The organism is Accumulibacter sp. (genome assembly GCF_023806635.1).
Taxonomy (GTDB): domain Bacteria; phylum Pseudomonadota; class Gammaproteobacteria; order Burkholderiales; family Rhodocyclaceae; genus Accumulibacter.
Genome location: NZ_JAMTDQ010000037.1, coordinates 1 through 19,978, shown reverse-complemented (window position 1 = coordinate 19,978; position 19,978 = coordinate 1). Strand labels below are relative to the sequence as shown.

Annotated in this window: 23 protein-coding genes; 10 read left to right on the top strand and 13 right to left on the bottom strand. The window is 66.9% G+C overall.

Translation table 11 applies throughout. The features are described 5' to 3' along the window. Positions 1 to 22: 22 nt before the first annotated feature. The 8 genes from NFW30_RS06365 to NFW30_RS06330 form a co-directional block, all read right to left on the bottom strand. Positions 23 to 394, bottom strand: coding sequence for a hypothetical protein (locus NFW30_RS06365; protein WP_295352411.1), 372 nt, complete (start codon positions 392 to 394; stop codon positions 23 to 25). Between the two features lie 13 nt (positions 395 to 407). Further along, positions 408 to 596, bottom strand: coding sequence for a metal-binding protein (locus NFW30_RS06360; RefSeq protein ID WP_295352409.1), 189 nt, complete (start codon positions 594 to 596; stop codon positions 408 to 410). Continuing rightward, entirely contained in the window at positions 593 to 1,102 is a 510-nt protein-coding gene (locus NFW30_RS06355) for a TlpA disulfide reductase family protein (protein WP_295352406.1), read from the bottom strand. Before NFW30_RS06355 ends, NFW30_RS06360 begins: the two co-directional genes overlap by 4 nt. Beyond that, on the bottom strand, positions 1,099 to 2,100 hold the full coding sequence (locus NFW30_RS06350; RefSeq protein ID WP_295352404.1) for a hypothetical protein: 1,002 nt from the start codon (positions 2,098 to 2,100) through the stop codon (positions 1,099 to 1,101). The genes NFW30_RS06355 and NFW30_RS06350 overlap by 4 nt, the downstream gene beginning before the upstream one ends. Then, entirely contained in the window at positions 2,097 to 2,795 is a 699-nt protein-coding gene (locus NFW30_RS06345) for an ABC transporter ATP-binding protein (RefSeq protein ID WP_295352401.1), read from the bottom strand. The genes NFW30_RS06350 and NFW30_RS06345 overlap by 4 nt, the downstream gene beginning before the upstream one ends. Before the next feature lie 7 nt (positions 2,796 to 2,802). Further along, complete coding sequence (locus tag NFW30_RS06340; protein ID WP_295352398.1) at positions 2,803 to 3,939, bottom strand: FtsX-like permease family protein; 1,137 nt, start codon at positions 3,937 to 3,939, stop codon at positions 2,803 to 2,805. Beyond that, positions 3,902 to 4,240, bottom strand: a complete 339-nt coding sequence (locus NFW30_RS06335; protein ID WP_295352396.1) for a hypothetical protein — start codon at positions 4,238 to 4,240, stop codon at positions 3,902 to 3,904. The genes NFW30_RS06340 and NFW30_RS06335 overlap by 38 nt, the downstream gene beginning before the upstream one ends. A 75-nt stretch (positions 4,241 to 4,315) precedes the next feature. Beyond that, the gene (locus tag NFW30_RS06330) at positions 4,316 to 4,501 is read right to left on the bottom strand and encodes a hypothetical protein (RefSeq protein ID WP_295352393.1); all 186 of its coding nucleotides are present in this window, start codon (positions 4,499 to 4,501) and stop codon (positions 4,316 to 4,318) included. A 118-nt stretch (positions 4,502 to 4,619) separates the two neighbouring features. On the opposite strand from NFW30_RS06330, the gene NFW30_RS06325 reads away from it, so the two are divergent. Further along, positions 4,620 to 4,943 (top strand): cytochrome c, encoded by a 324-nt coding sequence (locus NFW30_RS06325; protein WP_295352390.1) that lies wholly within the window; start codon positions 4,620 to 4,622, stop codon positions 4,941 to 4,943. Between the two features lie 233 nt (positions 4,944 to 5,176). Here the strand turns inward: NFW30_RS06325 and NFW30_RS06320 are convergent, their stop codons facing one another. Further along, a complete protein-coding gene (locus NFW30_RS06320; RefSeq protein WP_295352387.1) occupies positions 5,177 to 5,380 on the bottom strand; it encodes a hypothetical protein in 204 nt (67 codons plus the stop codon). Between the two features lie 332 nt (positions 5,381 to 5,712). Here NFW30_RS06320 and NFW30_RS06315 point away from each other — a divergent pair, with 332 nt between their 5' ends. From NFW30_RS06315 to ftsB, 5 genes are read left to right on the top strand one after another with little or no spacing between them, the layout of a single operon-like run. Further along, a complete protein-coding gene (locus tag NFW30_RS06315; protein WP_295352384.1) occupies positions 5,713 to 7,356 on the top strand; it encodes a CTP synthase in 1,644 nt (547 codons plus the stop codon). After that, on the top strand, positions 7,353 to 8,192 hold the full coding sequence (gene kdsA, locus NFW30_RS06310) for a 3-deoxy-8-phosphooctulonate synthase (RefSeq protein ID WP_295352380.1): 840 nt from the start codon (positions 7,353 to 7,355) through the stop codon (positions 8,190 to 8,192). The genes NFW30_RS06315 and kdsA overlap by 4 nt, the downstream gene beginning before the upstream one ends. Next, positions 8,189 to 8,485: a DUF1330 domain-containing protein gene (locus NFW30_RS06305; protein WP_295352377.1), complete on the top strand. Its 297-nt coding sequence runs from the start codon at positions 8,189 to 8,191 to the stop codon at positions 8,483 to 8,485. The genes kdsA and NFW30_RS06305 overlap by 4 nt, the downstream gene beginning before the upstream one ends. 33 nt (positions 8,486 to 8,518) lie before the next feature. Then, positions 8,519 to 9,802 carry a phosphopyruvate hydratase gene (gene eno, locus NFW30_RS06300; RefSeq protein WP_295352374.1) on the top strand — a complete coding sequence of 428 codons (1,284 nt, stop codon included), beginning with the start codon at positions 8,519 to 8,521 and terminating at the stop codon, positions 9,800 to 9,802. Between the two features lie 24 nt (positions 9,803 to 9,826). Next, a complete protein-coding gene (ftsB, locus tag NFW30_RS06295; protein WP_295352371.1) occupies positions 9,827 to 10,246 on the top strand; it encodes a cell division protein FtsB in 420 nt (139 codons plus the stop codon). A gap of 53 nt (positions 10,247 to 10,299) precedes the next feature. Here the strand turns inward: ftsB and NFW30_RS06290 are convergent, their stop codons facing one another. Next, positions 10,300 to 10,998 (bottom strand): SIMPL domain-containing protein, encoded by a 699-nt coding sequence (locus tag NFW30_RS06290; protein WP_295352368.1) that lies wholly within the window; start codon positions 10,996 to 10,998, stop codon positions 10,300 to 10,302. A 218-nt stretch (positions 10,999 to 11,216) separates the two neighbouring features. Between NFW30_RS06290 and NFW30_RS06285 the strand changes: the two genes are divergently transcribed. From NFW30_RS06285 to NFW30_RS06275, 3 genes are all read left to right on the top strand, one after another. Continuing rightward, entirely contained in the window at positions 11,217 to 11,687 is a 471-nt protein-coding gene (locus NFW30_RS06285; protein ID WP_295352365.1) for a peroxiredoxin, read from the top strand. Positions 11,688 to 11,689: 2 nt separating this feature from the next. After that, positions 11,690 to 12,187, top strand: a complete 498-nt coding sequence (locus tag NFW30_RS06280; protein ID WP_295352434.1) for a peptidylprolyl isomerase — start codon at positions 11,690 to 11,692, stop codon at positions 12,185 to 12,187. Positions 12,188 to 12,336: 149 nt separating this feature from the next. Beyond that, positions 12,337 to 14,385, top strand: a complete 2,049-nt coding sequence (locus NFW30_RS06275) for a nucleoside recognition domain-containing protein (RefSeq protein ID WP_295352362.1) — start codon at positions 12,337 to 12,339, stop codon at positions 14,383 to 14,385. Between the two features lie 16 nt (positions 14,386 to 14,401). On the opposite strand, the gene NFW30_RS06270 is transcribed toward NFW30_RS06275, so the two are convergent. The 3 genes from NFW30_RS06270 to mutS all read right to left on the bottom strand — a co-directional run bounded on the left by NFW30_RS06270 (position 14,402) and on the right by mutS (position 19,284). Further along, positions 14,402 to 15,538, bottom strand: a complete 1,137-nt coding sequence (locus NFW30_RS06270) for an ABC transporter substrate-binding protein (RefSeq protein WP_295352360.1) — start codon at positions 15,536 to 15,538, stop codon at positions 14,402 to 14,404. A 204-nt stretch (positions 15,539 to 15,742) separates the two neighbouring features. Beyond that, positions 15,743 to 16,687, bottom strand: coding sequence for a metallophosphoesterase family protein (locus NFW30_RS06265; RefSeq protein ID WP_295352359.1), 945 nt, complete (start codon positions 16,685 to 16,687; stop codon positions 15,743 to 15,745). Then, positions 16,684 to 19,284, bottom strand: a complete 2,601-nt coding sequence (gene mutS, locus NFW30_RS06260) for a DNA mismatch repair protein MutS (RefSeq protein WP_295352356.1) — start codon at positions 19,282 to 19,284, stop codon at positions 16,684 to 16,686. Before mutS ends, NFW30_RS06265 begins: the two co-directional genes overlap by 4 nt. Before the next feature lie 101 nt (positions 19,285 to 19,385). On the opposite strand from mutS, the gene NFW30_RS20045 reads away from it, so the two are divergent. Further along, positions 19,386 to 19,967 (top strand): Arm DNA-binding domain-containing protein, encoded by a 582-nt coding sequence (locus NFW30_RS20045; RefSeq protein ID WP_363322075.1) that lies wholly within the window; start codon positions 19,386 to 19,388, stop codon positions 19,965 to 19,967. Positions 19,968 to 19,978 lie beyond the last annotated feature (11 nt).

Sequence of the window (19,978 nt, the reverse complement as noted above, 5' to 3'; positions counted from 1 at the left end):
GCTGCCTCGCCTGACGCCGGGTTCAGCCGGCGGCCTTGGGCGGAACCTCCGCATCGCCGCTCTTGCCAGTCGTCGGCACCGCCGCATCCGCCTCACGTTCTCGGGTCTCCTCGATCAGGTCGGCGAGGCTCTCCTTCTGCTGCAGGACGAAATCCTTGCCCATGCCGCAGGCACGCGAGACCGACAGCGCGATCTCCTTGCGGTAGCGGTAGAGCAGGAAGCCGGCGACCATGCCGCCGGCGGCGCCGACGGCGAGCAGGGTCAGCGGGTTGAGCAGCAGCGTGCGTGCCGCGACGACGCCGTGCGCGGCGGCGCCGCCGATCGCCGCCGCGTGTGCAGCCGGCCTGTTCATCACGTGTCCAAGTGCTTCCATCGTGCTTCCGTTCATCATCATGCAGTCCTCCCTGTCAGCCGGTCGGCTTGTCCCCGCCAGCGTGCGTCGAATTTCCCGGTACTTCCTTGATGTCGTGCAACATCAGGAAGATTCCCTTGCAGCCTTCGCAGCAGAAGCGCAGCTCCGTCGCCGCCGTCTGCAGCAGCAATGGCCTCTTGCCGCAGTCGAGGCCGCACAGGTGGCAGGCGTTCCGTTCGCTCATCGCAGCAGCTCGCCCGCCAGACGCTCGAAGGTTGCCGCATCGGCCTCGCCAAGAAGTTTGCCACGGATGCGGCCATCGCCGGCGACGAAATAGGTCGTCGGCAGACCGACGACCCCATACTGGCGCGAGATCGCGGCCTGTTCGTCGAGCAGCACGGGATAGCCGATGCCGATGCGGCGAATGAAAGCCTCGACCTCCTGCCGGCTCTGGCCGGCGTTGATCGCCAGCACGACGAGCCCCTGCTGCCGATGACGCTGCCAGACGCCATCGATCGCCCGCATCTCGTCGGCGCAGAAGCGGCACCAGTCGGCCCAGAAGCGGATGACCACCGGTCTGCCGCGCAATTCGCCGGGGAAACTGAGCGGGCCGGCGTCGAGGGTGGGCGCGGCAAAGGCCGGCGCCGTGTCGCCGATGTTCAGCCGGACGCCGCTGCTTCCGTCGCAGCCAGCCACGATGAGGGCGAGCAACGCGAGAGCGAGGCAGGTCAGCTGACGTCGGGTGCTCAATTGTCGAGCAGCAGCAGGCGCGAGTTGGCGACGATCAGCGACGCGACGACGGCGACGGCGATGAACATCGCCGCCGCGATCCCGGCCAGCCTGCCGGCGACGGCCGGTACGACGGACTGCAGACTCGGAACGCTGGCGAAAGCCTGCACCGCGCCGACCCCGAGACCGGCAGCCGTGCCGACGAACAGGGGCACATAGAGCGCGTAACCCTGGTAGGAGTAATCCGGCTTGAGGATGCAGAAAGGGCAGTGGTGGTGCGGATGTTCGTACACATGGAGCGAGATGAAGGCCAGCAAGGCCGCCATGGTGACGGCAAAGGCGACCGCCGACAAGAGGGCGACGAGATAGCCGGCACGCAGCCCTTGCCGATGCAGCAGCGCACAGCCGCTGGCCAGCGCCAGGCTGAGGTAGAAGGCGAGCATCGTCGGCAGCGGTGGTGCCGCCGCCAGGTCGGCGGTGACACCGGGCGCCGCGTCGGAGAACAGGCTGCCACAGCACGAGGTGATGACGTCAGCCCGCAGCGCGAGGAAGAAACGCCACTGCAGCACGGCGGCGGTGAGCAGGAACGGCAGCAGGCAGAGCAGCAGGACGTACTTGATGCGCAGCAGCGGGTAGTCCGGAGCGTGCGTGTCGACGTGGTTGATCACCAGCCAGACGGCGGCGAGGAAGAAGACGAGGATCTGCGCCAGCAGCGCCGGGAAGCCGAAAGCGTTGGCCTGCAGGGTGCCGACGGCGCACATCGCGCCGACGAACAGCGACGCCATTCGATCGGCGTTGAAGACGAAGAGCAGCAGCGCGACGAGCTGTGTTGCGAAGACGAAGGCGAGCAGGGTCGACAGCAGATAGGTGCGGCGTTCGCGCAGCAACTGTCGTTCGCTGCCGCTGGACAGGTCCCAGTGGCGGATGAGGTCGATGGCATACGGCGTCGCCGCCAGCAGCAGCCCGATGCAGAGCAGCGAGGAGAGCAGCAGGGCGAGGATCGCCGGCTGCAGGATCATCGGCCGGCCCCGGCCGGCACGGCCGCGTCGACGATGCGCCCGTCGCGCATGTCGATCACGCGGTCCACCAGAGACGACTCGACGAGTAGCGGGTCGTGGCTGCTGAGCAGCACCGTGCGGCCGGTGCTGGCGAGTTCCTCGATGATCGCCATGAATTCCATCGCCAGCGCCGTATCGAGGTTGGCCGTCGGTTCGTCGGCAATGATCACCGGCGGTTCGTTGATCAGCGCGCGGGCGATCGCCACGCGCTGCTGTTCGCCGCCGGAGAGCAGCTCGACGCGCGTCGTCCGCCGGTGGGCCAGGCGCAGGCCGGTGAGCAGCTGCTCGGCACGGGCCTGCAGTGCGTGCCGGTCGCCACCGAGCGGGTAGGCGGGCAGCATGACGTTCTCGCTCGCCGACAGCCCGCTGATGAGGTTGAACTGCTGGAAGACGAAGCCGAAGGTGCGGCGCCGGACTTCGGTCAGGAAGCGTTCGGGCAGGCCCGAGATGTCGCGCTCGAGGAGGCGGACGCGACCACTCGTCGGTCGCGCGAGACAGCCGATGATCGACAGCAGCGTCGTCTTGCCGGAGCCGCTCGGGCCGCGCAAGGCCGTCACGCGCTCCGCCGGCAGGTGCAGGTCGATGCCGTTGAGGGCGTGGAACTCGTTCTCGCGTCCGGCGTTGAATGTCTTGTGGATCTGCCTGAGTTCGATCATCGCCTGTTCAGCCGCGCAGCACCGCGTCGGGGTCGGTGATCGCGGTCCGCCAGATGGGTACCAGTGTCGCGGCCGCATAGGGGAAGACCGTGAAGAAGAACAGTGTCGTCACCTGCAGACCGTCGATCACCGGACTGAGTTCGAAGCGCGGATAGAGCACTGCCCAGCCCTTCAGCACCGGCGACAGGAACGATGCGGCGAAGTGGAAGACATGTACGTAGGCGGCGAGGTAGCCGAGCAGGAAGGCGCTCAGCGACAACAAGGCGCCTTCCCAGAACTTCATCCGCAGGACGTCGCCGGTCTCCCAGCCGATCGCCTTGAGGATGCCGATCTCGCGTCGCTCGTCGGCCGAAAGTCCGGAGGCCTTTTCCCAGGCGAGGATGGCGAAGGCGAGCAGGGCGAGCGTCGCAAGGGCAAGAACGATGCCTTCCCGCCAGCTGAAGATCGAATCGTAGGTGCGCAGGATCTCTTCGCGCAGGATCGGCCGCGAGTCGGGAAACTGCTGTGCGAGCTTGCCGGCGATGTTCCGTACCTCGAGCGGATTGGCGACGCGCAGCGTGATGTCCGTGTAATGGCCGGGCGGAATGTCGAAGAAGGCGCGGAAGTCGGCTTCGCTGAGCAGCACCAGGTCGGCGCTGACCAGTTCCGACTTCGCCGGCAGGATGTCGGCGATGCTGAAGGTGAACAGCTTTCCGGAATAGGCGCGGAAGGAAATGAGGTTGCCCGGCGCAACGCCACGCGTCCGCGCGAGCCCGGCGCCGACGACCAGCTTACCGGGCGCCAGCGGCCGGTCGTCGGCGACCATGAAGGTGTAGTTGGCCTTGACTACCGGGTCGTAGTAGTAACCCCAGAGGCGTCCCTGTTTCTCCTGGACGCCGCGCAGGCGCCCGATGCGCTCGAGGTAGCCGGGCGGGATCAGGTCATGGCGGCCGGCCACCATTCGCTGCAGGACGATTTCCGGAGCGCCGGCGAGGAACTCGTTCGCAGCATGGCGCAACGCGTGCGTGAACAGCATGACCGAAGCGAGCAGGAAGACGATCAGCGAGTAGACCAGCAGCAGGCCGAGGCTCTTCGCCTTGCGTCGGGCGAGCGAGGCGAGGGTGAAGTCAATCAGGTACTTCTGCTTCTCGATCCAGGCGTTCATGGTGGCCGCTCAGGTTGGCGGGTGGCAACAGCAGCGAGCCGCTGGGAAAGTGTTCGAGCGCCAGCGGGTGGTCCTGAAAGGCAGAGTGCAGGTCGGCCTGCGACGGGTGACGAGCATAGCGGGCCTCGGTGAACAGGCAGAGGTCGGTGAGCTGCAACTGCCGCACCAGCGCCTGCATCTCCCGACCGGAGTCGGCACGTTGCTGCCGCAGGCGGGCGGCGTCGGCAAGGCTGAGGGCGAAGAGGGCGCCACCGCAACAGAGCAGAGCCAAAGCGAGGTGGCTTGGACGCGAGGCAGGCATCAGGGTGTGGGCTGCCTTCCGCTTCGCTTGCCAGCGGCGGCAGTCAGTGCAGGTGCAGCGGCTCCGGGCCCGTCTTCACACGCGGTTGGCAGCGCGCATCAGGGCGCCGCGCAGGGCGATCGTCAGGCTGCTGCCGATGCCGACACGCTGGGCGATGGCCGGCAGGAGGATCAACGACGCCAGGGCGAAGCCGGCACCGAGCAGCAGTGACGCCAGTTCGCCATCATTGTCGTCGTTGTACTGATAATCGTTGTCCTGCATCGTCGTCTCCCTGGACTGTCTCGGCGCTTCGGCTAGAATGCTGCAATCTTAGTGTTCTTCTCCATCTCGTCGGCTGCGACATAGTGTCGCAGCCGACGCCTGGTCCGCCTCGCCACGCATGCGCCATCTCGTCGTCTTCTGCGTTCTCCTCGCCGCCACGCCGCTACCGGCAGAGCCGCTGCCCGCAGCAGCCAGACAGCGCGAACTCGTCCATCTCGTGCGGCAGGACTGCGGTTCCTGCCACGGCATGACGCTGCAAGGGGGGCTTGGTCCATCGCTGAAGCCCGAAGCACTGCGCGACAAGCCGGTCGACTCGCTCGTCGCGACGATCCACGGCGGCCGGCCGGGAACGCCGATGCCGCCGTGGCACCGCTTCCTCAGCGAAGCCGAGGCGCGCTGGATCGTCGAGCAGCTGCTGGCCGGCTTCCCGGAAGAGCGGTAGGACCGACGTCAAGTGGCCGATCAGGCTCCTGCCGGCGGCGGCTGCGGGGCGGCCAAGTCGCCGGGTCGATTGACCTCGACCGAGATGTGCGCCAGCTCGGCATGACGGGAGTGTGCTGTGCGTACCGCTGCGGGGGTGAGAGCAGGGTCCTCGCTCGCCAGGCTGGTGATGACCGCGAACTTCGCGCGACCGACGCGCCAGAGGTGCAGGTCGTCGATTCGCGGCAGCGGTTGTCAGGCGGCGTTGGTGAGCAGTTCCCGCCGCACCTGGTCGACCAGCGGATGGTCCATCTCGCGGTCGAGGAGCACGCGGGCCGTGTCATGGATCAGGCCCCATGCCCAACGCGCGACAAGCACGCTGCCGAGGATTCCGATCGCCGGATCGAGCCAGTGCCAGCCATACACCATGCCGCCCAACAAGGCGACGATGGCGAGCACGGAGGTCGCGGCATCGGCGACGACGATGGCCTCGGCGAACCGGATCGGTTGTGGCGACAGTAGCCGTTCGAGCGATGATTTCCGGATGGGATGCTCGCGTGCGCATTGGCACGTCCTGTCCTCCTGGACAGGATCGGTCAGGGGACACGGTGCGCGTCGGTGCGAGTCGCGGGTGTCCGGTGCACTGGCGATGGCGCAGCGGCCGGGTGTGCGCCCGGCGGGCAGCAGGCCTGGTTGGCGACGTCGCCCGTTGCCGTCCGTGCCGTCCGCCATCGGTTGGAGAGGGTAGGGGTTATCGGCTACAATCGGGCTTTCCCGCTGCTGCCATCTCCATGATCAAATACGTTTTCGTCACCGGTGGCGTCGTCTCGTCCCTTGGCAAGGGAATCGCCGCCGCCTCGCTCGGGGCCATCCTCGAATCGCGCGGAATCAGGGTCACCCATCTCAAGCTCGACCCCTACATCAACGTCGATCCCGGTACGATGAGCCCCTTCCAGCATGGTGAGGTCTTCGTCACCGAAGATGGCGCCGAGACCGACCTCGACCTCGGGCACTACGAGCGCTTCACCAACGCCCGCATGGAGCGGCGCAACAACTTCACCACCGGCCAGATCTACGATTCGGTGATCCGCAAGGAGCGGCGCGGCGAATATCTCGGCAAGACCGTGCAGGTGATTCCGCACATCACCGACGAGATCAAGGCACACATCCGGCGTGGCGCCGAAGGCGCAGACCTGGCGATCGTCGAGGTGGGCGGGACGGTCGGCGACATCGAGTCGCTGCCCTTCCTCGAGGCGATCCGCCAGATGGCGCTGCAGGAGGGACGCACCAATGCCTGCTACATGCACCTGACGCTGGTGCCGTACATCGCCACCGCCGGCGAACTGAAGACCAAGCCGACGCAGCATTCGGTCAAGGAACTGCGCGAGATCGGCATCCAGCCGGACATCCTGCTCTGCCGTACCGACCGACCGATTCCCGAGGATGACAAGCGCAAGATGGCGCTGTTCTGCAATGTGCAGCGCGAAGCGGTGATCGAGGCGCGCGATGCCGATTCGATCTACAAGATCCCGGCCATGCTGCACGACCAGATGCTCGACGAGATCGTCTGCCACAAGCTCGGGATCCTTGCCCGGGCGGCCGACCTCAGCGTCTGGAAGAACATCGTGCATGCGCTGGAGAACCCGGAACGGGTCCTCGACGTCGCCTTCGTCGGCAAGTACGTCGACCTCACCGAGTCCTACAAGTCGCTCACCGAAGCCCTCGTCCACGCCGGCATCGCCACCCGCAGCAAGGTCCGCATCAGCTACATCGATTCCGAGGAGATCGAGCGCAACGGTTGCCACGCGCTGCAGGGAATGGATGCGATCCTCGTGCCGGGCGGCTTCGGCCGCCGTGGCACCGAGGGCAAGATCGCCGCGATCCGCCACGCGCGCGAGCACCGGATTCCCTTCCTCGGCATCTGTCTCGGCATGCAGCTGGCGGTCGTCGAGTTTGCGCGGGACGTCGCCGGCATGGCCGGCGCGCACAGCAGCGAGTTCGTCCAGGATTCGCCCTATCCGGTCGTCGGTCTGATCACCGAGTGGCAGGACGCATCGGGACGCGTCGAGACGCGTGACGAGAATTCCGATCTCGGCGGCACGATGCGGCTCGGTGGCCAGCTTTGCCGGCTTGCCGCAGGGACGATGGCGCGAGCGATCTACGGTCGAGAGGAGATCGTCGAGCGGCATCGTCACCGTTACGAGGTGAACAACCGGCTGCTCGGCGAACTCGAACGTGTCGGACTGGTGGTCTCCGGGCGGGCGCCGGTCACCGACCTGTGCGAGATCGTCGAACTGCCACGAGAGGGCGCCAACGCCCATCCGTGGTTCCTCGGTTGCCAGTTCCACCCCGAGTTCACTTCGTCACCGCGCCGGGGCCATCCGCTGTTCACTTCCTTCGTCCAGGCAGCGGCGGCTCGCCGGGGCGCGGCATGAAGCTCTGCGACTTCGAGGTCGGGCTTGGGAAGCCGCTTTTCCTGATCGCCGGTCCGTGCACCGCCGAGTCGCTCGGCCTTTGCCTCGAGGTCGCCGGGCAGATGAAGGAGATCTGCGCCCGCCTCGGCCTGGCGTACATCTTCAAGGCCTCCTATGACAAGGCCAACCGGAGTTCGGGGCGCTCGCCGCGGGGGCCGGGGATCGACGAGGGGCTGCGCATCCTGGCCGAAGTGCGACGGCAAATCGCCGTCCCCGTCCTCACCGACGTCCATCGCGAGCAGGACATCGCCGCCGTCGCAGCGGTCGTCGATGTCCTGCAGACCCCAGCCTTCCTCTGCCGGCAGACCGACTTCATCGAGGCGGTCGCCGCCTCGGGCAGGCCGGTCAACATCAAGAAGGGCCAGTTCCTGGCGCCGGCCGACATGCGCAACGTGGTCGACAAGGCGCGCAGTGCCGCTGGCGCCGCCGACACCATCATGGTCTGCGAGCGTGGCGTCTCCTTCGGCTACAACAACCTGGTCGCCGATATGCGCAGCTTGGCGATCATGCGTGACAGCGGCTGCCCGGTGATCTTCGACGCCACCCATTCGGTGCAGCTGCCCGGCGGCCAGGGAACGGTCTCGGGGGGGCAGCGCGAGTTCATCCCGGTGCTGGCGCGGGCGGCGGTCGCCGCCGGGGTTGCCGGTTTGTTCATGGAGACCCATCCACGTCCGGAACAGGCCCTGTCGGACGGCCCCAACAGCTGGCCGCTGGCACGCATGGCGAGCCTGCTGGCGAACCTGGTCGCCATCGACCGCCTGGTGAAGACGGCAGGTCTGGCGGAGAACGGGCTGTGAAGGCCTATCTGCTGGTCGAGGCGAAGGTTTCCGACGCGCGGGCCTATGCCACGTACAAGGAACTGGCGGCGGCGGCCATCGCTCGCCACGGTGGCCGATATCTCGCCCGTGGCGGTCGCAGCGAGGTGCTGGAAGGGAACTGGCAGGTGCCCGAGCGGCTGGTGATCATCGAATTCGATTCGCTCGAGCAGGCGAAGAGGTTTTATGATTCGCCCGAGTACCGCGAGGCACGAGCCGCACGCCGCGACGCGGCGACCGTGAACATGCTGGTCGTCGAAGGATTGCCGCCTTGATTGGATTGTGTTGCGACCTACAAAGGAAAGACCATGAGCTCAGTCGTTGATGTCGTCGCCCGCGAAGTGCTGGATTCGCGCGGCAACCCAACCGTCGAATGCGACGTCCTCCTCGAGTCAGGGGTGATGGGCCGGGCGGCGGTCCCGTCGGGTGCCTCCACCGGCTCGCGCGAGGCAATCGAACTGCGCGACGGTGATGCCGCCCGCTATCTCGGCAAGGGCGTCCTGCAGGCGGTCGAGAACGTCAATACGGAGATTTCCGAGGCGATCGTCGGTCTCGATGCGCAGGAGCAGGCGTTCATCGACCAGACGCTGATCCATCTCGACGGCAGCGACAACAAGGGCCGCCTCGGGGCGAACGCGATGCTGGCGGTGTCGATGGCGGTTGCCAAGGCGGCTGCCGAGGAGTCCGGTCTGCCGCTCTACCGCTACTTCGGCGGCTCGGGGCCAATGCAGATGCCGGTACCGATGATGAACATCATCAACGGCGGTGAGCATGCCAACAATAGCCTCGACTTCCAGGAGTTCATGATTCTCCCGGTCAGCCAGGCGTCGTTTCGCGAAGCACTGCGTTGCGGTGCCGAGGTCTTTCACGCCCTGAAGAAGCTCCTGCACAAGAAGGGTTTTTCGACCGCGGTCGGCGATGAGGGTGGGTTCGCTCCCAATCTCGGCAGCCATGCCGAGGCGCTGCAACTGATCATGCAGGCGATCGAGAACGCCGGTTACGGTGCCGGTGAGGACGTCCTGATCGGTCTCGATTGTGCCGCGTCCGAACTCCATCGCGATGGCCGCTACCATCTGGCCGGCGAGCACCTGCAACTGAGTCCGCACGAGTTGGTCGATTACCTCGCCAATCTGGCCGATCGCTTCCCGATCGTCTCGATCGAGGACGGCATGGCCGAAGGCGACTGGGACGGCTGGAAGCTGCTGACCGCCCGCCTCGGCAAAGGGGTGCAGATCGTCGGCGACGACGTCTTCGTCACCAACACGCGCATCTTCAAGGAAGGCATCAGGCAGGGAATCGGCAACTCGATCCTGGTCAAGATCAACCAGATCGGCACGCTTTCCGAAACCTTCGCCGCCATCGAGATGGCCAAGCGCGCGCGCTACACGGCGGTCATCTCGCATCGCTCGGGCGAGACCGAGGACAGCACGATCGCCGACATCGCGGTCGGCATGAATGCACTGCAGATCAAGACGGGTTCGCTGTCGCGCTCCGACCGCATCGCCAAGTACAACCAGTTGCTGCGCATCGAGGAGGATCTCGGCGACACTGCCGGTTACCCCGGTCGCGACGCCTTCTACAACCTCTCCTGACCGCCCGTCGCGGTTGACAACAAGGTGCGCTGGCTGGCTATCGCGCTGCTGGTCGTCATCGTCCTGCTGCAGCACCCGCTGTGGCTGGGCAAGGGCGGCTGGTTGCGCGTCTGGGAGGTTGACCGGCAACTGGCGGAGCAGAAGGAGATCAACAAGGTCCTCGAGTTGCGCAACGCCGGGCTCGATGCCGAAGTACGCGACCTCAAGCAGGGCTATGACGCGATCGAGGAGCGTGCCCGATTCGAGCTCGGGATGGTCAAGCAGGGAGAGGTCTTCGTCCAGATTCCGGAAAAGCCGGCAGCAGACCAGAGGGCGGTGGTGATGCCCGAAAAGCCGCCGCCAGCGCCGGTCGCCAGGGCGGCGGCAGCGTCGGCACCCGCCAAGGCCGCAGCCAGCAAGCCGTCCGCAGCAGTGGTGGAGACGGGGAGGACCGCCCGGCCCTAGCGCTGCCGGCTGCGGCGGCCTGCAGCAGCCGGTCGCCGAACGACCGGGAAGCGCTATTCGATCAGTTCGATCTGCCCCGCGACCGTGCTGCTGACCAGGCTCTCGCCGGCTTCCAGCGGCAGTGGTGGCGGCGCCGCGTCGGCCGCCATGGGCGCTGCGCGCATGACCGGCATCAGCGGTGGCCGCCCGCTGCTGCTGACGGTCAGGTGCCGGATGCGGAATGGCTTGCCGAGCGCATCGGCGATCACCCTGGCGCGCTCACGAAAGGCAGCCAGCGCGGCGAGCGTCGCCTCGGTCTCTGCCTTGCGACGGGTTTCGGCCGCGGGCAGCATGCTCAGGCTGGCAACACCGAGCGAGGCTTGCAGCTTGCCGAGCAGTTCCGACAGCGCTGCCGCGTCGGTGGACTCGAGTGTCAGATCGGAGCGCATGCGCCAGCCTTCGATCCGGTTGCCCTTGCCGTAAACGGGATGCGTGTGGGTGGCGCCGCTCTGTACGCGGACGTTGCCGTAGGAGCGGGCCATCTTCAGCCCGTCCGCGATCAGACCGTTGACCCGTTTGCCCAACTCTCCCGGTGTCGCTCCGGTCGCTTCGGCGAAGACGGTGGCGCGCGCCAGGTCGTTGGCCGCCGGTCGGCTGGCTTCGGCAGCCAGCTCGATGGTCGTCGGGCGCTCGGCCGTTGTCGCCAGGGCGGGTGAGGCAGACAGCAGGGCGAGGACGGGGAGGGCGTGGCGCAGGGCGATGAGTGCTTTCATCTTCTCTCCAGTTCGGACGCTTGCTACGGATGATGTCTCCGGTGGGCGTCGACCCGCTGGTCGCGGCACTGTTGCGCGGGCGGGCCGCCAGCCGGCGGAGGGGAACATTCTAGCCGCATTGCAGCTTTTCTTTCCGGTAGTCAGATCCGGGAAGCTTCGTTAGAATCTGCTCCGCCCGCGCGCGATCCGTGCGCGGTTGGGGTCTTTGAGGGGGTAGCATGCTGAAAGCAGGACAGGCAGCGCCGATGTTCGTCCTCCCCGACGCGGACATGGAACTCATCGACATGGCCCACTTTCAGGGCAGAAGCAATGTCATCCTCTTTTTCTACCCGAGGGATGGCGCGCCGTGCTGTACTCTGCAGGCAACCGACTTCTCGGATCACGAGGACGAGTTCGCACGGCTGGATTGCCAGATCTTCGGCATCAGTCGCGACGATTGTCTGAAGCATGCCGAGTTCCGCGACGAGCACGGCATCTCCATCAGCCTGCTGTCGGACGAAGACGGGCTGGCGTGCAGGCAGTACGGTGTCTGGCAGGAGAAAGAGGTGAATGGTGTCCGGAGATCCGGAATCGTCCGCTCGACTTTCATCATCGACAAACAGGGCGTCCTTCGGCTCGCGGAGTACGGAGTCAGCGCCAAGGGCCACGCGCTCGCCATGCTGCGGGCGGTGAAGGAACTGAATTCATGAACATGCAAGTTGCCAAGAATACCGTCGTCACCCTCGATTACAGTGTCACCGATTTCGAAGGCGAGCTGGTCGATGCTGGCCAGGAGCCGCTGGTTTATCTGCACGGCGGGTACGACGACATCTTCCCGATGATCGAGGAGGCCGTCCACGGCAAGCGCATCGGCGAGTCGGTGGTGGTCAGGATGCAGCCCGACGATGCTTTCGGTGAGTACGATGCAACGCTCGTCCAGCTCGAACCGCGGAGCCAGTTTCCCGACGAACTGCAGGTGGGCATGCAGTTCGAGGGCATTCCGGAGGGCGGCGATGAGGAGGACGATGAAGATGTCCTGATCTACCGCGTCACCGAGATCGCCGCTGACAAGGTGGTGCTCGATGGCAACCACCCGTTGGCCGGCATGGCGCTGATCTTCACCTGCACGGTGACCGCGGTTCGTCCGGCGACCGCCGATGAAATCCGGCATGGCCATACGCACGATGACGACCTGGACGATGAGGACTGAGCGCTGGGTGGCGCCTCCGTGTGGCGGTCGCAGACTGGTTGCCGACGGCAGCGACTGAGCAGGGGCGGTTGCCCGCCATCTGCCGCGGCTGCAGGCCCTGAGCGGCCGCGCGGCGCCGGGCTGGCGGCGAGGGCGCGAGCGATGGCCGCATGGTGAACACTGGCAGGGTGGGCATCCTGCTGCCGCAGCCCCTGCTGCGTGGCAGGCGGCGACCGCGCGTGGCGCTGGTCGGCCACCAGCGCACGGGCAAGAGCAGCCTGTTCCTGGCCGCGTCGAGTGCCGTGCCGCAGCACCGACTTCTGCGCCACGGCGATGCCTGCGACGAGTGCGTGGTCGATATCGGGCTCGAGCAGATCTCGTTGGTCGACCTGCCGGCGGTGGAGTCACTGCAGTCGCCCGGGTCGCGTGACATCCAGTTGCTGCAGTACCTGCTCTGGGGTGCCCGCTGGCCAGCCGTCGAGGCGTACGAGGACGATCTACCGGCAGAGTCGTTCGCGGCGCCCGATGTCCTCATCCAGGTCGTCGACGCGACAGCGCTGCAACGGGACCTCGAACTCAGCCTCGAACTGTGCCTGCTTGGCAAGCCCCTGCTGATCGCTCTCAACCGCGTCGACGAGGCACGTCGCAAGGGTGTCTACGTCAACAGCCGTGCCCTGTCGGAGCAGCTCGGCGTGCCGGTGTGGTCGACCGTGGCGCACATGGGGATTGGTGTCACTGATCTCTTTGCCGCCGCGCTGGAGGCCGCGCGCGTGCCGGCGTCGCCGCCTGTCCGGACGCCGGGACCGCACCTCGCAGCCGCCCTGGAGCCGTTGCGCTCGCTGCTCGCGCAGTCGGCGGTGGCGCAGAGCTTGCGCGTTCCGCTGCCGTTCCTGTGCGTGCAGCTGGCGGCCAGCAACGAGTACTTCCTGCACGAGCTGGCCAGCCATCTGCCGCAACTGCTGCCGCAGGTGGTGGCGGCGCGGGCGGCTGCCGCGCGGCGGCTGCCGCGGCCCTTGCCGGAAGAGCTGCACGCCGACCGCCACCATCAGGCAGCGATCCTCTTCGAGAACGTCAGCCGCTTCGGTGGTGCGGCCGCTGCCGGCCGCTGGCAGCGGCTGCTCGACGGCGTCTTCCTGCATCCGCGCTGGGGCCTGCTCGGCAGCACGCTGGTCTTTGCGCTCGTCCTGCTGGTGGTCTTCGAGATCAGCGGCACGATCGACGCGTGGACGGCGGCACCGCTCGTCGAGTGGGCGCAGCAGTGGCGGCCCACGTCCACCCCGGCCGTGGTCGCGTGGGCGGTGGTAGACGGACTGATCGGTCTCGTCGCCATCGTCGTCCCCTACATGTTGCCGCTGGTGCTGCTGCTGGTGGCCCTCGAGGAAGCCGGGATCATGCACCGCGTCGCCTTTGTCGTCGACCGTGGCTTTCACCGCATCGGCCTGCACGGCGGCGTCGCCGCGCCGTTCCTCGTCGGCCTCGGCTGCAATGTGCCGGCCATCTCGATGGTGGCGGCAACCAGCAGCGGCAGGGAGCGGCTCGTCGCGACACTGCTGCTCGCCTTCGTCCCCTGCTCGGCGCGCTCGGCGATCATCCTTGCGATGGGGGGCAAGTACCTTGGCGGGTTCGGTGTCTTTGCCATCTTCGCCCTCACCTTCATCGTTCTCACCGTGCTCGGCAGCCTGCTCGCGCGACGCTACGCCAACGTTGCCGTCGGACTGGTCCAGGAGATTCCGCCCTACGCGCTGCCGCGTTGGCGTCCGTTGCTGGCAAGGACCTGGGAGCGGTGCAGCGACATCGTCACCATCGTCACGCCGCTGCTGGTGCTGGGCAGCATCCTCCTGGCGCTGCTCGACCACTTCGGCGCAGACGAATGGATCAATCTGGCGCTGTCGCCGGTCACTCGCTGGTGGCTGGGTCTGCCGGCCCTGCTCGGCGTGCCGATCCTGTTTGGCGTGCTGCGCAAGGAGCTGTCGCTGCTGATGATCCATCAGGCGCTGGGCACGATCGAGATCGTGCCGTTGCTCGACGAGGTGCAGATCGCCACCTTCCTCGTCTTCATCACCTTCTACATTCCCTGTGTGTCGACCTTCGCGCTGATGCTGCGGACGATTGGCATCCGCCAGGCCGGCTTCTCGATCGCACTGTCGGTGGCGACGGCGCTGTCGATCGCCGGCGCTGTCCGCCTGCTGCTCGAGGGCTGGCGGGCGCTCTGGGGTTGAGCGCGCGGGTGGCGAATCAGCGCAGCAGCTTGCCGTTGCGGTTGAGAATGGTGATGTCCACGAAACGCGACCCGGCGTGGCGCCGCGGCGAGAAGCTGATGAAGACGCCGCCGAAGTCGTGCTGCGACAGCCCTTCCAGCGCGTCGCGCAGCTTGCGCCGTGTCGGATCGGGGCCTGCCCGGCGCAGTGCTTCGACCAGCACCTTGGCGCCGAGATAGCCCTCGACGAAGGTGTGGTTGAGCGTCACGTCCTTCGGCTTGAACTTCCTGAAATAGTGCTGGATTTCCCGGATCAGGGGCACCGTGTGGCTGTTCGGATCGGGCACCACCTGCGTCAGCGCCAGCCCCTCGGCCTTGTCGGCACCGATCTTCTGCACCACCTGGGCCGCGTCGGTGACCGACAGCGCGACGTATTGGGCGAGGTTGCCGGCGGCACGTGACTGTTGCAGAAACTCGGCGCTGGCGGCAGTGTTGGCGATCAGGATGACCGCCTGCGGCGCCGCGGCAGCGATCGTCTTCACCGCGGCGGCGACGTTGGTCGTGTTCTTTTCATATCCTCCCTCGGCGACGAGGCTGCCACCCGCCTTCTGGATCGATTCCCTGGCGCTCGCCAGCGCGCCCTTGCCGAACGCGTCGTCCTGGTAGAAGACGGCAAAGCGTTTGTAGCCGGTGGTCGCGTACTGGTCGGTGATCTTGTCGATCTCCTCGGCGTAGCTGGCGCGCGTCATGAACAGGAAGGGGTCGTTGCGGCGGACCAGGGTTTCCGCACCCGAGCGCACGGAGATCAGTGGAATGCCGGCTTCGGCGAGCACCTTGTGGTCAAGCATCGCCTCGACGTTGCCGGTGCCGACGAAGCCGATGAAGGCCAGCGGCTGCTCGCTCCGAAGCATTTCGCGCGCGAGGCGGACGGTCTCTTCGGTCTTGTAGCCATCGTCGGCCGACAGCAACCGAACCCGCGCACCGTGAATCCCCCCCTCGGCGTTGACGGCGTCGAACAGGAGTTGTGCGCCCGCCCGCATGTGTGTGCCGGTGGGGGCGAGCGGGCCGCTGAAAGCGGCGACCTGGCCAATGACGATATCGGCACTGGCGGTGGCAGCAAGAACGGCGAGAAGTGAAGCCAGCGCAGCGCGCAGCCAGACGGTCAGTCTCATCATCCATCCCTCCCGAGGCGACAGAAAACCGTGTCGACCAGGCTGTCATGACCGGGGTCACACGCGCGAGTCTGATTGGCCCGACCGCCTGCACTCGCCCGTCACCCCGGCCAGCAGCCAGAGAGGGTTCCTGGCGAGCGCGATGCGGACGATTCGTCAGGCAAGTCTAGAGCCTGTGCCGGCTGCTGTCGACAGGCTTCTACGGCCTCAGGGCAGGCGACGCGGATGCGGGTGCACCTCGAAGCGGAACAGTTGCGGGTGCTGCTCGTCGATGATGACCTTTACCCAGCCCATGAACGGCGAGCCGAAGGTCTCCAGGCGGGTGAAGCTGCTGATTGGCAGCCTGGTCAACGGATGGCGCAACGGCTGGTCGATGCGCTGCCAGTGCGTGTCGCCGTGGATCAGCAATACCTGTCCGGCGAAGGCGATGACCTCCTGGCTCAGGCTGTCGAGCAATTCGCGATAGCCGGCATGCGGCAGTCCGGCGGCGTGGTGGCGGAATGCCGGGTTGCCCTGCATGACGATGACGATGCCGGCGAGGTGTTCACGTCGGGCGACGGCAAAGCCCTGCCGCAACCAGTCGACGACGACCGGGTTGCGGGCAAGGAACTCGCGGGATGGCTCCGTGCCGAGGCCGAAGTTGTTGTTCGGCCCGGGAACATTGAGCGAGATGAAGAGCACCGGGCCCAGCCGCCAGCGCAGATGCTCCGGGTAGTCTCCCGGTTGCCGCTCGAGCGGCAGCACCGACTGTCCGAGCGAGCGTGGCGCGGCAAAGAACAGTTGGCGCAGCTTTTGCAGGCGCTCGAGCGGATCGAAATGCCCGGCCGGGAGATGGCTGCAGTCGGTCCACTCATTGTCGCCGGGAACGTAGATCAGCGGTAGCGGCGAGGCGTCGAGAAGGTCGCGGCGGGCTGCGAGCAGAGCATCGCTGCAGATCTCGCGGCTGCCCTTGAGGTCGCCAGCGTGCACGATGAAGGCCGGATGCTCGGCAGCGATGTCGGCGAGCATCCGCGGCAGCTCGCGCAGTTCGTGGCTGCCGTACGGGGTGTCGCCGATCGCGGCGAAGCGCCAGGTCTCGGCGTGCAGCGCGCCCGCCAGCAGCAGGCCGCCGAGGACGGCGATCAGTTTCCCGACGCTTGCGGTCCGCTTCACGGCAACAGGGCCCGCAGCTCGTAGAGCGCATCGAGCGCCTCGCGGGGCGTCAGCCGGTCGGGATCGATGGCCTGCAGCCGTTCGATCGCCGGCTGGGTGGCGGGCTCACTGGCCTCGGCGGCGGTCGACAGTGCGCTGGCAAAGAGATCGGGCTGCAACGGGTTGATCGACGCCCGCTGCTCGAACTCGCGCAGCTGCCGCCGCGCCGCCTTCAGCACCGCCGCCGGGATGCCGGCCAGTGCCGCCACCTGGATGCCGTAGCTCTGGCTGGCCGGACCTTCCTCGACGGCATGCAGGAAGACGATGCGCTGCCCGTGCTCGATCGCGCCCAGATGCACGTTTGCCAGGTCTGTGTACTCGTTGGCGAGCAGGGTCAGCTCGAAGTAGTGCGTGGCGAACAGCGTCAGGCAGCGATTCTTCTCGATCAGCTGCCGGCAGATGGCGAAAGCCAGCGCCATGCCGTCGAAGGTCGAGGTGCCGCGTCCAACCTCGTCCATCAGCACCAGACTCTGCTCGCTGGCGTGGTGCAGGATGGCGGCTGCTTCGGTCATCTCGACCATGAACGTCGACCGTCCGCCCGCGAGATCGTCGGCGGCGCCGATGCGGGTGAAGATCTGGTCGAGCGGACCGATCACGGCACGGGTCGCCGGTACATAGCTGCCGATGTGGGCGAGCAGTGCGATCAGGGCCGTCTGCCGCATGTAGGTCGACTTGCCACCCATGTTCGGACCGGTGATCAACAGCAGCCGGCGCTCGTCGCCGAGGCGGGTGTCGTTGGCGATGAAGCTCTCGCCACCGGCAAGTTGCTCTTCGACCACCGGGTGGCGGCCACCTTCGATCAGCAATCCCGGTTCGGCGCTGAACTCTGGCCGGCAGTAGTTGCGCCGTTGCGCCGTGTCGGCGAGGCTCGCCAGCAGGTCGATGCTGGCGACCGCCTGCGCCACCCGCTGCAGCTGTGGCAGTTCGGGTTGCAGGGCCGCGAGGACGCCATCGTAGAGCAGCCGCTCGCGCGCCAGCGCCCGATCCTGCGCCGACAGCGCCCTGTCCTCGAAGGACTTCAGCTCTGGCGTCAGGTAGCGCTCGGCGTTCTTCAGCGTCTGCCGCCGGCGGTAGTCGTCTGGAACGCGGCCGGCATTGGCATGGCTGACTTCGATGTAGAAGCCGTGCACGCGGTTGTATTCGACCTTGAGGTTGGCGATTCCCGTCCGCTCGCGCTCGCGCGCCTCGAGTTCGACGAGGAAGGCGCCACAGTTGTCGTTCAGCGCCCGCAGTTCGTCGAGCTCGGCGTCGAAGCCCTCGGCGATGACGCCGCCGTCACGGACCAGTGCGGCCGGCTCGGACTGGATCGAGCGCTGCAGCAGGTCGAGGGCGCCGGCCGGCGTCGCCAGTTGCAGCAGCAGCTCGGCGAGCAGTGGCGCACCGCCGATCGCCTGCAGCGGCGCGCGCAGTTCGGCCAGTCGCTGCAGGCTGTCGCGCAGACCCGAAAGATCGCGCGGGCGGGCGCTGTGCAGGGCGATGCGGCCGGCGATCCGCTCGACGTCGGCGAAGCCGCGCAGGACCTGGCGCAGCGTCCGCAGGCTGTGGTTCGCGTCGTCGAGCAGCATGGCGATCGCCGCGTGCCGCGCGGCCGGAATCGCCGGCTCGCGCCAGGGATGGTGCAGCGCGTGCCGCAGGAGCCGCGAGCCCATGGCGCAGACGCAAGTGTCGAGCAGGCTGTGGAGCGTCGGGGCCGGCTGCCCGCGCAGCGTCTCGGTGAGTTCGAGGTTGCGCCGCGTGGCCGTGTCCATGCCGAGAAAGGTGGCGTCGCGCTCGACGATCAGCGCCCGTAGGTGGGGCAGGGCGCGCGTCTGTGTGGCCCGCGCGTAGCGCAGCAGAGCACCGGCAGCGGCAATCGCCGGCCGCAGGCCATCAGCGCCAAAACCGGCGAGCGAACTCGTGCCGAAATGCGCGCACAGTTCGCGGCCACCGGCCTCGACGTCGAAATGCCAGTCTGGCTGTCGGGTCAGCGCACAGTCGGCGGTGAAGCCGGGTGCCAGCGTCTCGCCGACGACGATCTCGGCGGGCCGGATGCGTTCAAGGGTGGCGGCGACCCGGCCGGGGGCCACTTCGCAGACACGAAACTCACCGCTGGCGAGGTTGATCCACGCCAGACCCGCGAGCTGGCGGGTGGAATGGATCGCCAACAGCAGCGTGTCGCGCTTGTCGTCGAGCAGCGCCGCGTCGGTCAGGGTACCCGGGGTGACGATGCGTGACACTGCGCGCTCGACCGGCCCCTTGGCGGTCGCCGGGTCGCCCACCTGCTCGCAGATGACCACCGACTCGCCGAGCTTCACAAGCTTCGCCAGGTACTGCTCGACGGCGTGGTACGGCACGCCGGCCATCCGGATCGGCTGCCCGGCGGACTGCCCGCGCGTCGTCAAGGTGATGTCGAGCAGGCGCGCGGCCTTTTCGGCGTCTTCATGGAACAGCTCGTAGAAGTCGCCCATGCGGTAGAAGAGCAGCAGACCGGGATGTTGCGCCTTCAGGCGCAGGTACTGCTGCATCATTGGCGTGTGGGCCGATTCTGGTCCGCTCTTCAGCCCTTGATTTTTCTGCATGTTACGAACAACCCATTGATTTGTTGCGGTGATGCGGTCATGTCGCCGAATACCTGAGGCTCACGCACGCTGTTCGACGCTCATCTGCACTTGGCTTTTCAGTGCAGGTTTCTTGGGGCATTTTTGCAGGACCTATACTGACGCATCGGCAGACTGAAAAAACCTATACTGGGGGGCGCCATGGGGTTCGACGCGAGAGAAATGAAGCTCCTGCAACCAGGTCAGCATCTTACCAGCCCGGAAACCGCGGGTCTCCGCATGGAAGCCACGTTGGCCGCAAGACTTGGACTTGTCGATATCGCAGTCCGCTCGACCAGAAGCTGCGACAGGTGAGGATTGGCACCTGGCCAGCCGTGTCCCTGCACGTGGCGGTCGTCGCTTGGGAACGCCTGCGCGATCTGCGGGATTCCGGCAGGAATCCGGCTGTCGAGGCGAGAGCCGACAGGGTAGGGACGCGGCGCTCCATCGCTGAGGTGGCTGCCGCATCGGCTCCGCAGTACACCCCTGCACAGTCCGCATCCTCAATGATCTCCTCCTTGAGGAAGCGTCCCTACGCATCCGTCCAAAATGAGCCTCGGTGGAGGGCGACCTCATGCCTCGCCTTCCGCCTGCAGGGCTTCACCAAATACAAGTACGCTTCTGCGGTGGTTCCGGTCGTCTGGACAGCCACCGGGGTCGAATAAGCTAAGGCCGG

Excerpts from the sequence above, each read along its gene's own strand:
- mutS (WP_295352356.1), bottom strand. The coding sequence starts at position 19,284 with ATGCAGAAAAATCAAGGGCTGAAGAGCGGACCAGAATCGGCCCACACG.
- NFW30_RS06335 (WP_295352396.1), bottom strand. The coding sequence starts at position 4,240 with ATGCCTGCCTCGCGTCCAAGCCACCTCGCTTTGGCTCTGCTCTGTTGC.
- eno (WP_295352374.1), top strand. The coding sequence starts at position 8,519 with ATGAGCTCAGTCGTTGATGTCGTCGCCCGCGAAGTGCTGGATTCGCGC.
- NFW30_RS06365 (WP_295352411.1), bottom strand. The coding sequence starts at position 394 with ATGATGATGAACGGAAGCACGATGGAAGCACTTGGACACGTGATGAAC.
- NFW30_RS06315 (WP_295352384.1), top strand. The coding sequence starts at position 5,713 with ATGATCAAATACGTTTTCGTCACCGGTGGCGTCGTCTCGTCCCTTGGC.
- NFW30_RS06275 (WP_295352362.1), top strand. The coding sequence starts at position 12,337 with ATGGTGAACACTGGCAGGGTGGGCATCCTGCTGCCGCAGCCCCTGCTG.
- NFW30_RS06330 (WP_295352393.1), bottom strand. The coding sequence starts at position 4,501 with ATGCAGGACAACGATTATCAGTACAACGACGACAATGATGGCGAACTG.
- NFW30_RS06285 (WP_295352365.1), top strand. The coding sequence starts at position 11,217 with ATGCTGAAAGCAGGACAGGCAGCGCCGATGTTCGTCCTCCCCGACGCG.
- NFW30_RS06290 (WP_295352368.1), bottom strand. The coding sequence starts at position 10,998 with ATGAAAGCACTCATCGCCCTGCGCCACGCCCTCCCCGTCCTCGCCCTG.
- NFW30_RS06340 (WP_295352398.1), bottom strand. The coding sequence starts at position 3,939 with ATGAACGCCTGGATCGAGAAGCAGAAGTACCTGATTGACTTCACCCTC.
- NFW30_RS06345 (WP_295352401.1), bottom strand. The coding sequence starts at position 2,795 with ATGATCGAACTCAGGCAGATCCACAAGACATTCAACGCCGGACGCGAG.
- kdsA (WP_295352380.1), top strand. The coding sequence starts at position 7,353 with ATGAAGCTCTGCGACTTCGAGGTCGGGCTTGGGAAGCCGCTTTTCCTG.
- NFW30_RS06280 (WP_295352434.1), top strand. The coding sequence starts at position 11,690 with ATGCAAGTTGCCAAGAATACCGTCGTCACCCTCGATTACAGTGTCACC.
- NFW30_RS06350 (WP_295352404.1), bottom strand. The coding sequence starts at position 2,100 with ATGATCCTGCAGCCGGCGATCCTCGCCCTGCTGCTCTCCTCGCTGCTC.
- NFW30_RS06270 (WP_295352360.1), bottom strand. The coding sequence starts at position 15,538 with ATGATGAGACTGACCGTCTGGCTGCGCGCTGCGCTGGCTTCACTTCTC.
- NFW30_RS06360 (WP_295352409.1), bottom strand. The coding sequence starts at position 596 with ATGAGCGAACGGAACGCCTGCCACCTGTGCGGCCTCGACTGCGGCAAG.
- NFW30_RS06325 (WP_295352390.1), top strand. The coding sequence starts at position 4,620 with ATGCGCCATCTCGTCGTCTTCTGCGTTCTCCTCGCCGCCACGCCGCTA.